The following is an 11,138-nucleotide window of genomic DNA, read 5'->3' as shown; positions in this document are numbered from 1 at the left end:
TAAATCGTTGATGTTTATCCCGGAGCAACTATCCGTAAGACTCCCACTTCAAAATCAGGAGAATATCAAGTTGTTTAAGTGTGAGTAACGGAAGCTAGCACCCCGAATGCTTCAACTAACAATCAGTGGGGGAATACCTAAAAACCCCCACTGATTGAAGTTTCACTTTATGTATGCAGCTGCTGTCTGAATTTAATTATAGCAATAGTTATGTGTACCTGTCATTCGATTGGGGTTAACGTTTGCTTTTTTCTTACGAGTATCGAAGTATTTTCCTTATGGGAAAAATCAAAATATAGGGCGGTTCGCTCAATGGAATCCCCCGAATCCCCTGCAGGAAGCGATCCAAGAAAGGCATGGAATTTTCTTAAAAAAGAAGGTAAGATAGTAAGAGAGAAAGGGAGTATGAAATAATATGGGTTGTCTAGGCTGTTTATCCATTCTATTGATTGGTGTGATTTTTTATTACCTTGTTACCATATCGTGGATGTCTGCATTTTCGTTCTCAATCTTGGTACTAGCAGTAATGGTCATTTTTCGTTTTAAGATGAAAAGAGATCAAAGAAACAAAATACAATTTAATTTGCAACGAGTAGAATCATTGAAAACACAATTGAAAGATTTCACTATCCTAAAAGAATATGTAAGTCCTCAAATCGAATCTGCTCTTTTCTTCGATGGGAAAAATAAAAAAATCGCCATTGTAACGGAAGACTTGAGTAAGCGTAGAATTTATCCGGTACAAGATATTATTGCGTCTGTTGTTAAAGAAGATGGAAAAATTGTTGCAAAAGCAACAAATAGTAAAAAATCGAAAACAACTTTAACGGATCACTTAAACAATGATCAAAGTATCTTAAGTCAAGTAGAGCAGGAAAGAAACGAAAAGAAAAATAAGATCACCCGTTTAGAGTTAATGCTTGTCGTTGAGGACAAAGAAAACCCAGTCCATGTGATTTCGTTTTTATCAACCGAAAGGCTAGATTTTCAGGGAAGATCGCTACCTGTTAAACGGACTTCTGAAACGTATCTACAAGCAAAAAACCAGTGTAAAGAATGGCATAAACTTATTGCTAAATCAATTGACTAAATCAGAGCTAAGCAAAAGAGCGTGAATCAACAACTCAATCAGGGTTGCTTGATTCACGCTTTTTTATTTTTATTCCGGAGCAACCGTCCGTAAGACTCCCACTTCAAAACAAGGAGAATACCAAGTAGTTTACGTGGAAGTAACGGACGCTAGCACCTCGAAGGCTTCAAGGGCCTTTAGGTCATCTTTTAGGGCTAACAATCAGTATGGGAATACCTAAAAACTCCCACTGATTGAAGTTACACTTTATGCTTTTGCGACTATAGGTGCTTCTTTTGTATCTTTGACAAGGGATTTACTCATCCATTTTTTACTGCGCCAACGGAGCGTCATTATTATGGCGCGGATCCATTCATCCGTAAGCATCGCAATCCAAACACCGACTAAACCAAGTTCAAATGTAATACCTAATACATAGGCGATTGGCAAACAAATCCCCCACATGGAGACCATTCCCATGAATACAGGGAAGCGTGCGTCACCAGAAGCACGTAGCGCACTAATAATCACAAGATTGGAAGTTCGACCAGGCTCAAGAAGCAAGCCCACCACTAGAATGATGGCACCAAGGGCAATAATATCGGGATCGTTAGAAAAAACACCGAATACTTGTTGACCGAAAATCGCTAAAACTGATCCGATTGACAAAGCGACCAATAATGCATACTTCACCCCGATAAACATATCATGATAAGCTCTTTCTTGCTTTCCAGCACCGACAAGTTGCCCAATGTAGATTTGCATTCCTTTTGATACAGACATAGAGAACACGGTCATTAACGCCATAATATTTTGTGCGTAAACACGTGTTGCTAATGCTGTTGCCCCCATGTACGTAATTAATACAGTGAGAAAAATTTGACTAATGTTATAAGATAGTTGCTCCCCAGCTGCTGGCACGCCAATATTCATAATCTTAGCGACATATTCTTTTTCCAGCTTAAGAAAATGCTTGCGTTTGATTTTAACAGGTAGACGCTTAGAAAGAATGATGAATATTACAATCATTGCTGATACTCGACAAACGGCTGTCGCAATAGCTACGCCTGTCACACCTAAGGCAGGAACACCGAATGTACCAAAAATAAATAAATAATTTCCCAAAATATTAAAGATATTCATGACAAGAACGATGGACATTACATCTTTTGTATGCCCCATTGCTTGAAGAATGGAAGATATGGTTAACACAATGGCTTGTGAGAAAAGTGTACTTGCCACGATAAGCATATAAATATCCGCATACTGATATAAAGAAGCTTCTAAGTTAAATAGATTTAGAAATTGATGACGAAACGAAACAACAATGAGACTGATCAGGAGTCCGAAAAGCAAATTGATCGTAATTGCATGAGCGATCGTTTTACGAACTTTATCATGCTGTTTCGCGCCGACAAACTGAGCGACGACTATTCCAGAGCCCATCGCGGTAAAGTTAAACAAGACGAAAGTAAACATCATGATCTGATTGACGACTCCAATTGCGGCTACGGCGTCATCAGAAACAAAGCTCAACATGAATACGTCCGAAAAACGCATCATGGTTTGTAAAGATACCTCAATTAAAATCGGCCAAGTAATGAAAAATAACTGTTTTTTTGCACTGGCGGAACTACTAATATCTATACGTTGCATATACCCCTCCAAATTTTTTCTTACCCTTAGTTATAATCCCTTTACACTAATTTTGCAAGCGCTTTTTTGGTGCCTGTCACCGCCCGAATTATGTCGAATGGCAGGGAGCTTGTTTTTACTGGGAAGAAAAGTTATACTCGGTCATAATATAGAATCAATTAGAGAAAGCAGGGGAATTATCATGTGGAAGAAAAATCAGTGGATCGATGTTACCATGAGACTTACAAATGATTTAGAACCTTGGCCCGGGGATACGCCGTTTTCTTATCAAGTTCGATTAACTAAAGACCAAACCGGATCAGCTAATATTGGTGAGTTGACTACAGGCGTGCATGTAGGAACACATCTGGATGCTCCTTTTCATTATGACAATGCAGGTGAAACAATTGACGAAATCGATCCATCTTTGTTAATTGGAAAAGCTTTGGTTGTCGATGTGAGAGGTCATAAGAAGATCGGTCGACAGGAATTAGAAAGGTTTGATTTGGATGGAGTAAGTCGAATTCTGCTACACTCCTTTGATCGTCCTAATAGTAAATGTTTTCCGGAGAATTATCCTGTATTACGAGAAGATATTGGACCATTTCTTAAAGAAAAAGGAGTTCATTTGATTGGGACAGACTGCCCGTCTGTGGATCCTGTAGATAGTAAGGCGATGACAGCACACCACGCCTTATATGAAAATGGTGTGTATATTTTAGAGAATCTTGTGTTAAATCATGTTGAAGCGGGCTTTTATCAACTTATTGCCTTACCATTAGCGATTCAAGGAGGCGATGGTAGCCCTGTACGAGCAGTGCTAAAAAGCATACCGGTGTCCATTACAAAAGATGGACATTAAGACAGAATAGAGAAGATGGTTCCAGTTATGATTTGCTCCTAGTGGGTAAAATTATAACTCGAGCGCTCTGTTTAGAATCTCATTCTTTCGTTGATCTATTTCTGTTTCGTATTGATCTTTAAACGCTGCTGCTAGTTTTCATCCTAGTTGTTCGCTTGAAGTTCATTTAAGAGTGCTTGATACATTTTTTTAAAGGATCCATAGGGATTCTTTTCTAAATCTGTTGCTATCGAACTGTATTCCTGGAAAAAGTACAGTTGTGATACTTGTTCTCCATCCGCTTTCTTATCTTCATACTCAGTTAGCGCGATGGAGATTATGTCCTCTATTTTTTCAGTAACTTTAGATTCAAGATTGGAAAATTCTTCGCGATAACTCTGTAAAATATTTTCTAATGGTAGACTGGCACTTTCCTCGTCAACTGGATTGATAGTTGGAGAAGGGGAGTCCTCTGTCTGGTTGATAACGTCCACCTGTTCAACATTCGTATTGTTAGATTGTCGCTCATTTTTTTTATATGATTCTTTCAACCGAGGTACAGAAACAAAATATTCTGTATCTCGTTCTTCTTGAACGCTTGCATCCTTAGTTTCAGCGTTGATAAGACTTAGTCTGTAGTACATCCAGGTACCGGTAACTAAGATAAGCCCTATGAAAATAAAGAATAAAAATGCCACTAGTTTTTTCATAAATAACTCCCCCAAACATAAAAATATACTTAGTACATAATCTAACCAAATAACTTAAAATTCATACGTGCCTGTCACCGCCCGATTTTTGTCGATTTTTTTATACTGAAGAGAAAATTAAAGTTACAGTGGTTAAGTATATTTTTCATTCTTAAGTTATATTCATCCGTAACTCGTATACAAAAGGGATTAAGAAATTCAAAGTTGCTGTGAGATATAAAAAACCGTAGGCGAAGAATTACTCTGCCTACGGTTTGATTTTTTTGTATTATTATGAATCGGATTGGATTTTTTCTCGATTAACCATCCGTAAAAATCCAATTCAAAACAACCTGCAAATTAGAATTGTTAAGTGGGAGTATGTAACTTGCATTTTATCTAGAATAGTTCAAGAATCTAAAGCTCATCGTTTGGGACTAACAGTCAGTGGGGAATACCTAAAAACTCCCCACTGATTGAAGTTTCATTTTATCCGCCCATCTTTCTACGTGTACTCGCTGCTTTTTTTGTTTGTTGACTTCTCATTTGATGATTGTTGTTATGACTAGTCATTTTGTTGTTACCATTCGCTTGTGCTTGTTTTTTCTTTTCTAATTGTTGCTTAATTTTTTCTTGCATGCTCATTTTCTTTTCATCAGACATGTAATTATTATCTCCTCTGCAGATTTTTATGATTAAAGTATTTTTCTATTGTGTTGTATGTCAAACTTCTCCACCAACAAATTATACCACAACTAAACGACAGGTGCCTGTCACCGCCCGAATTATGTCGAACGATTCTGGTAAGAAATTATCTAGTAAACTGTATTTTTTTTCAAAGATATAGTATATTAATATGGTGATTTTGAAGAAGGAGACAGGCTAAATGACGGATTCAGATCAATTGAAAAAAATATTAATCGATGCACATCAAAAAGGTAATTCAGGAGCTAGTTTAACGGAAATTTTAACTTTTTTAAAAGGAGAATTACCTAAAATAACAAAGAAGAATGAGCACTTGATTGCAAAATAGCTACTGATTTGTTTGTGGCACACTAATAATCCCAGCCAACTAAAGAATGGTAGCTGGGATTTTATTTTTGCACTTTTATCCCGGAGCAACCGTCCGTAAGATTCCCACTTCAAAACAACGAGAATATCAAGTTGTTTAAGCGGGAGTAACGGACGCTAGCATCCCGAATTGTCCATGGGGTCATCCTTTAGGGCTAACAATCAGTGGGGAATATCTTAAAAACCCACTGATTGAAGTTTCCCTATATCGTAGCCTCAATTCTTTAAGACTCTCTGCAGAATTAAACCTTGATGCCTCAGCAACTTTACGTTCATAAGACTATCTCTTCGATACAGCAAAGAAATTTAACGGTGCTTAAATGCGACTAATAGACACTAGTAACCCAATAGCTGCTTTCGAAATAATGATCATTGGAGAACACAGGAAACCAATCAATGATCCATTTCATCTCATTTTTCAAGGTCTAACGATTAACAATCGTGGCAAAACTTTGAACAGGAGGGATGGAAGATGAATTTAGATTACGAGATTATTTTTGGAATAGATAAATTGATGCATTTTTTCAGTTTTCTAGTACTAACTTTATTTTTAGGTATGTTCATTGTGTGTTTATCCAATCGTTGTAGATTGAATCAAAGGTTGAGTTATCTCTGGTTTATATTGGTGACTATTGGTACATTGGATGAATTTCGACAGTATAACCTGTCTAATCGTAGTGCTGAATTTTTGGATGCAGTAGCGAATATGCTTGGTGTCTCAGTAGGAATAGCAATTTTACTGTTTTCTTCTTATCTAGTGAAAAACAGACACCATACCATAATAAAATTGCTTGTCTTATATAGCTTTGTTACTATTCCTCTTTTCTTAGGATTGCTTTATTATAATGAGCGAACATTCGTAACCGTTGAAGAACCTATTCAAGAAAAATTGAGAAATCTATGGGTGTTTCTCCCGATGCAACCATCCATAAGATTTCCAAATGTCTACCTAAGGTAACGTGTGTTTGCAGACGGGAAGACTCTAACCAATTATTGATTATGATTGAAATTGGTCAATATAAAAACCCTTTCGCTGAACAAGGTATTCAACAAAAGGGTTTCGTTTACAATCTTTTACGTTTTTTAAAAAATAAATGCTATGCTAATAGTTGTCGCTTTTTATGAATGAGAAACGCACTAAAACCTGCAAGAAGTAGAATGCTACCTAGGATAATCCAATTGAACTGGTTAGTCGCTGTATCAGGTAATTCCTCATCAGCAGTCTTATCGCTAGATTCAGTTTCCACTTCTGGAGCTTGGCCTGCAGCTTCGTCCGATTCTTCTTCTATATCATCGGTTTCTTCAATCGTATCCTCATCAGCAACATCAGGCTCTTCTTCCAGTGCCTCAAGTCCATCGATCGCAGCTTGTAATGCGGCTAGTATGGCAATCAATTCTTCTTCAGATTCGACCGTTGAAAGTGCTGCTTCTGCTTCATTAATCGCATTTTGCAATGTTGCATAAGACTCTTCTGTATAATCTTCTCTTACAAAATCTTTTGCTGTTTTAATTAAAGTCTCCAGTTCCGTAGTGTCAATGATTTCTACTTCTACTACACCATAAATACTAAAATGTGAGACTTCAGCTACTACTTCACCAGTGTTTTTATCATATTCAGGAGTTATCTGTTCTTCGATAACACCATTGTCATTAATATAAACAACTTTTAAATTCTCCCAATCTGAAACTTCAGATGGGTTAATATGAAACGTTAATCTTACAGGTTGATCCAAAGGAATCGCTTCATCGTTAGAATTTAAAGTAAAGTTATAAAGCTCACTTAAGACATTCGGGTGCATTAGACGAATGTCATCGGAGACATCTCCAAATGTAAAAATAACATCATCCCTAGATTTTAATAAATGAACAGGAATTGTTGCGGTAACCTGACCTTTATTCAGTGCAATTGAGGTATTATCGAGTAATTGATCGATAACTTCCTTCTTTAACAAGGTGATGCTGGTTGTGTTATCAATTCTGTATACATTGTCCACAACATCAAAGTCCGATAGATCACTTATTATTGTTTCTTCCGGTTCTTCCGGTTCCTCTGGTTCTTCTGGACCTTCAACAGGAGGGGCTTCATAGTCAGCTACTTGATATAAATAGAAATCGTCTAATGATCCCCACGCACCGGCTGCAGCCGTAATACTTGCACCGATTGTGAGCGTTCCATCGGTTACTAAAATTGAATCTAGCTCCGGATTGCTCCAATTATTCCAACCACTTACCGAAGTGTCTTCTCGATACTGTTCATCAGCGGTCTCAGCATAAAGGTACATTTCAGGTGATCCCCCAGCATCTCCACCTTGGATAAACATAGATAAATGATAGTACCCTGGTTCTAGATCTGTGATTGTTTGCTCTAATTTAAAATCGATAGCTTCTTCAGACCAAAAGTGTGCAGAATAAGATCCAGAATGTGGGTCGTTCGTACTTGGTAGGGAAACGGACGATTCATTGTCACTTCGATAAACAACTTCCCACATGCTCGTGTCACTAGCTTCAAATCCCGGATTTACTACAAAATTTTCTTCATTAATGGTTAGTTCGGCTGTTACTGAATAGCCACCTTCAACATCTCCATTAATCGTATATACACCAACTCCGCTTTCTACTGCCTGTTGAACTGCTTCATGATCCCATGTCACAGGTAATTCTTCTCGACTGTTGTCATTGTAAACAGCCGTTACCGTTTCTGGTAAAATGATTTCTTCACCCAAATTAAAATTTACTGATACATTATTCACTACCTCAACTTGTAATGGAGCAACTGATCCTGTATCTACATAGTTAAATACATTGATCGATGGAAGAGGATGACCGTGAAAATCAAACAATGCTTGATTATCTACTGCACTTCCACCATACCATTCACCCGCATCATCTGGATCATATTCAGCCGAGTAGCTAGATGCCCAGCCTGATCCATAGGTTTCCCAAAGCTCTTGGTTATGTTCGAAATCAATATCATCAGGATTTCCAACTGGAATCCATGCCGGTTCCCAATAAAATACGCCAATACCAGCTTCGCCAACATCGGCAACTGCTTGAAAAACATCACGAATTGCATGAGCTTGCCCTTGAGGAGAGATCGGATATTCTAATGTTTGACCGTCTCCTGGTGCCGTATTTCCATGTCCGTCACCATCTTCATCGGTGTAAGCGTAGGAAACTTCTGCAACCATCACTTGTTTGTCATACGTGTCTGCAATATATTCCAATTGCTCTGTTAAATTTTCTAACGTACCATGCCAGAAAGGATAGTATGAACTAGCAAATACATCGTAGTCCACATTGTATTGATCCAAACTACTCGCATAACTTGCATATGTTCCTCGTTCTGGATTTGTAAAATGAAGCGCAACTAAAATATCCTCATCAATGTCTCGTACTGCACGACTACCGGCATTAAATAACGGGCTCATTCTTGCAAAACCACTTTCACCAGCCATCCCATTATTTGTTTCATTTCCTACTTGCACCATGCCAATGTCAATATCTTCATCGATCATTTGTTGCAAGCTGTCTTTCGTAAAATCGTATAGTGCATCTTGTTTGTCTTCAAAATTTAAATCTTCCCAAGCTTTTGGAGCTTGTTGTTTACTAGGGTCTGCCCAGAAATCTGAATAATGAAAGTTAACTAGAAGTTTCATATCATTCTCTGCAGCCCTTTTCCCGATTTCAATCGCTGTTTCTAGATCATTATTTCCTCCACCATAGCTTCTTCCTTGTGAGTCATAAGGGTCATTCCAAATACGAACACGTACGTAATTCGCACCAGCTTCGGAAAAAGTGGTGAAAATATCCTGTTCTTCTCCTGCTTCATTGTAAAAAGTAACACCACTGTTTTCTAGTGCGATAATACTAGAAATGTCGACACCTTTTATGAAATCTTCAGAAAGTCCATCTACTCGTTCAACAAAAATTTCTGATTGAACTGGTTCTGGAACTTCATTGGTTGGTCCATCTAGTAATACTAAACTGAAACTGTCTAGGTAACCATAAGCATCCGGATTACCTGAAACTGTGGCACCAACTTCGAATTCTGCTTCATCTTCTGTTATTTCAAATTCTAACGTCAATTCTTCCCAGTTATTATAATCTGTTGTAGCAACAGCCTCAGTTGCATGTGAGCCTGCAAATAGTTCGACACTTCCTGCCTCATCAGCTGCTCCTCCCATAGAGTGAGAGGTTAATTGATAATTTCCAGCTGGTAGTGTTTCAAGTGTTTGTGATAAAGTAAAAGATTGATTTTCACTTGATTCGTCTGAAATCCAATAGCTAAATGCGTGATTTCCTTCTTGAGGCGTTATCCATTCATCATCTGAGTAGGCGAAATGATTTATTTCTACAAGCTCCCAATCTGTGGTAGTTACCGCCCATGAGTTATCTTCCCAAAAATCAGACTCAAACCCTCCGTTTGTTAAAAGGTTTTCTTGGGAAGAGGCAGCTAATCCCGTAATACTATGAACGTTAATCGTACTAAAAACAATTGCAAACACAAGCAATAAACTAAAATATTTTTTTCTTTTTTTCATAATCTCAACCTTTCTACATTTTTTGTTAGATGCTGCTTGCCTAACTAAGTCTTGTGTGCTCACCATGCGTACTGCGTTTAGAGTACCAAGTAGAAGTTAGAAAGAATAATTTTCCCTCCCTATATATAAATTAATTTAATTAAGTACAACTATAATTATAAAGCGTTTACATTTGTGTTTATATATCAAGATATTCCTCATTACTTTCAAAAATCTAAATGAAGATGTTTAAAAGTATAGGAAAACAATAAATCTACCCAGACCCTTAGATTTCTTATATGATTAAATGACAGTAGATAAAAAGATTAGAAAGAGTGATGGAATGTATTGTGTAAATTGTGGAGAGAAAGTAAATGTTGAATCAAAATTCTGTCATGCTTGTGGGACAGAGATACAGGCCCAACATAGCATCCAGGAAGAAAAAACGATTGATAAGCTAGATCACCAAAATGAACTGTTAGAGACAGAACAAAGTGAGCCGGCAGAGGAAGAACACTTTGCAAATTTTGTAGGGAAAAACAAAGAGTACTATCAAAGGAAATGGGCTGGTGTGAATGATCCATCTTCTTCGGTCAGCTGGAATTGGGCTGCTTTTTTTCTTGGTCCGTTTTGGCTCGGCTATCGAAAGATGTACCGACATATTTTCATCTGGTTTGGTTTGTTTTTGCTACTAGATTTGTTTGATGTATTGATAGGAAATACACACGAAGTTAGTTCGATTAATTACATAGTATCGTTTGTATTGTATCTGCTAGTCGGGATGTTTGGTAATGCATTGTACTATCGACATGCAAAAAAACAAGTGGAAAAGAATAAATTCACTTATGCAGACGGCAGTGAATTAAAGTATGTAGGGGGAACAAGTAGTAAGGGTGTTTTTGTTGCAGTAGGTGGATTAATTGCTTATTTTATTTCTTTTCTCCTTATTTTCAATGCATTTGGAACCAATGTCATTGTTTTTGGAACAAGTGAAGGGATGTTTGGTGTTAATGGAATCCAAGATAGTTTTCACCAAGACCAAGCAATTTACTATGAAGTTGATTTTGGAGAATCAATTGGAAGGTCTACGGTTGAGATTGTTGTTTTAAGAGATTATGGAAATTATGAAGAAGTGTTAGCTCAGTATGAAGAATATGTTGATCCAACTTGGAATGGATTTTACAATGAGTTCTATGACCCACTCTATTATTCTACAATAGATCGAGGGAATTATATAGTTCGGGCATATAGGGGAGGAGAACTACTTAGCGAAGGGTCTTTTTCCATTCGATAAAATATACGAAACACCACTG

General features: G+C 37.4%; 9 protein-coding genes. 5 read left to right on the top strand and 4 right to left on the bottom strand.

What is annotated here, in order from left to right; all coding sequences use genetic code 11:
* Positions 1-415: 415 nt before the first annotated feature.
* The gene (locus OWO01_RS11360) at positions 416-1,090 is read left to right on the top strand and encodes a hypothetical protein (protein ID WP_268780583.1); all 675 of its coding nucleotides are present in this window, start codon (positions 416-418) and stop codon (positions 1,088-1,090) included.
* A gap of 246 nt (positions 1,091-1,336) precedes the next feature.
* Here the strand turns inward: OWO01_RS11360 and OWO01_RS11355 are convergent, their stop codons facing one another.
* A complete protein-coding gene (locus OWO01_RS11355; protein ID WP_268780582.1) occupies positions 1,337-2,725 on the bottom strand; it encodes an MATE family efflux transporter in 1,389 nt (462 codons plus the stop codon).
* 181 nt (positions 2,726-2,906) lie between these two features.
* Between OWO01_RS11355 and kynB the strand changes: the two genes are divergently transcribed.
* Positions 2,907-3,566, top strand: a complete 660-nt coding sequence (gene kynB / locus OWO01_RS11350; RefSeq protein WP_268780581.1) for an arylformamidase — start codon at positions 2,907-2,909, stop codon at positions 3,564-3,566.
* 143 nt (positions 3,567-3,709) lie between these two features.
* On the opposite strand, the gene OWO01_RS11345 is transcribed toward kynB, so the two are convergent.
* A complete protein-coding gene (locus OWO01_RS11345; protein ID WP_268780580.1) occupies positions 3,710-4,255 on the bottom strand; it encodes a hypothetical protein in 546 nt (181 codons plus the stop codon).
* Between the two features lie 468 nt (positions 4,256-4,723).
* Positions 4,724-4,897, bottom strand: coding sequence for a hypothetical protein (locus OWO01_RS11340; protein ID WP_268780579.1), 174 nt, complete (start codon positions 4,895-4,897; stop codon positions 4,724-4,726).
* A gap of 223 nt (positions 4,898-5,120) precedes the next feature.
* On the opposite strand from OWO01_RS11340, the gene OWO01_RS11335 reads away from it, so the two are divergent.
* A complete protein-coding gene (locus OWO01_RS11335) occupies positions 5,121-5,267 on the top strand; it encodes a hypothetical protein (protein ID WP_268780578.1) in 147 nt (48 codons plus the stop codon).
* Positions 5,268-5,777: 510 nt separating this feature from the next.
* Positions 5,778-6,263 (top strand): VanZ family protein, encoded by a 486-nt coding sequence (locus OWO01_RS11330; RefSeq protein ID WP_268780577.1) that lies wholly within the window; start codon positions 5,778-5,780, stop codon positions 6,261-6,263.
* 139 nt (positions 6,264-6,402) lie between these two features.
* Here the strand turns inward: OWO01_RS11330 and OWO01_RS16020 are convergent, their stop codons facing one another.
* Entirely contained in the window at positions 6,403-9,846 is a 3,444-nt protein-coding gene (locus tag OWO01_RS16020) for a glycosyl hydrolase 53 family protein (protein WP_272506106.1), read from the bottom strand.
* 322 nt (positions 9,847-10,168) lie between these two features.
* Here OWO01_RS16020 and OWO01_RS11315 point away from each other — a divergent pair, with 322 nt between their 5' ends.
* Positions 10,169-11,119: a DUF2628 domain-containing protein gene (locus tag OWO01_RS11315; protein ID WP_268780576.1), complete on the top strand. Its 951-nt coding sequence runs from the start codon at positions 10,169-10,171 to the stop codon at positions 11,117-11,119.
* The last annotated feature ends 19 nt before the right edge of the window (positions 11,120-11,138 follow it).

The sequence above is a fragment of the Natronobacillus azotifigens genome (genome assembly GCF_026805325.1).
In the GTDB taxonomy this organism is placed as follows: domain Bacteria; phylum Bacillota; class Bacilli; order Bacillales; family Amphibacillaceae; genus Natronobacillus; species Natronobacillus azotifigens.
The sequence above is the reverse complement of the archived record's forward strand: the minus strand, read 5'-3'. Positions and strand labels throughout refer to the sequence as shown.

Excerpts from the sequence above, each read along its gene's own strand:
- OWO01_RS11330 (WP_268780577.1), top strand. The coding sequence starts at position 5,778 with ATGAATTTAGATTACGAGATTATTTTTGGAATAGATAAATTGATGCAT.
- OWO01_RS11345 (WP_268780580.1), bottom strand. The coding sequence starts at position 4,255 with ATGAAAAAACTAGTGGCATTTTTATTCTTTATTTTCATAGGGCTTATC.
- OWO01_RS11360 (WP_268780583.1), top strand. The coding sequence starts at position 416 with ATGGGTTGTCTAGGCTGTTTATCCATTCTATTGATTGGTGTGATTTTT.
- OWO01_RS11315 (WP_268780576.1), top strand. The coding sequence starts at position 10,169 with ATGTATTGTGTAAATTGTGGAGAGAAAGTAAATGTTGAATCAAAATTC.
- OWO01_RS11355 (WP_268780582.1), bottom strand. The coding sequence starts at position 2,725 with ATGCAACGTATAGATATTAGTAGTTCCGCCAGTGCAAAAAAACAGTTA.
- OWO01_RS11335 (WP_268780578.1), top strand. The coding sequence starts at position 5,121 with ATGACGGATTCAGATCAATTGAAAAAAATATTAATCGATGCACATCAA.
- kynB (WP_268780581.1), top strand. The coding sequence starts at position 2,907 with ATGTGGAAGAAAAATCAGTGGATCGATGTTACCATGAGACTTACAAAT.
- OWO01_RS11340 (WP_268780579.1), bottom strand. The coding sequence starts at position 4,897 with ATGTCTGATGAAAAGAAAATGAGCATGCAAGAAAAAATTAAGCAACAA.
- OWO01_RS16020 (WP_272506106.1), bottom strand. The coding sequence starts at position 9,846 with ATGAAAAAAAGAAAAAAATATTTTAGTTTATTGCTTGTGTTTGCAATT.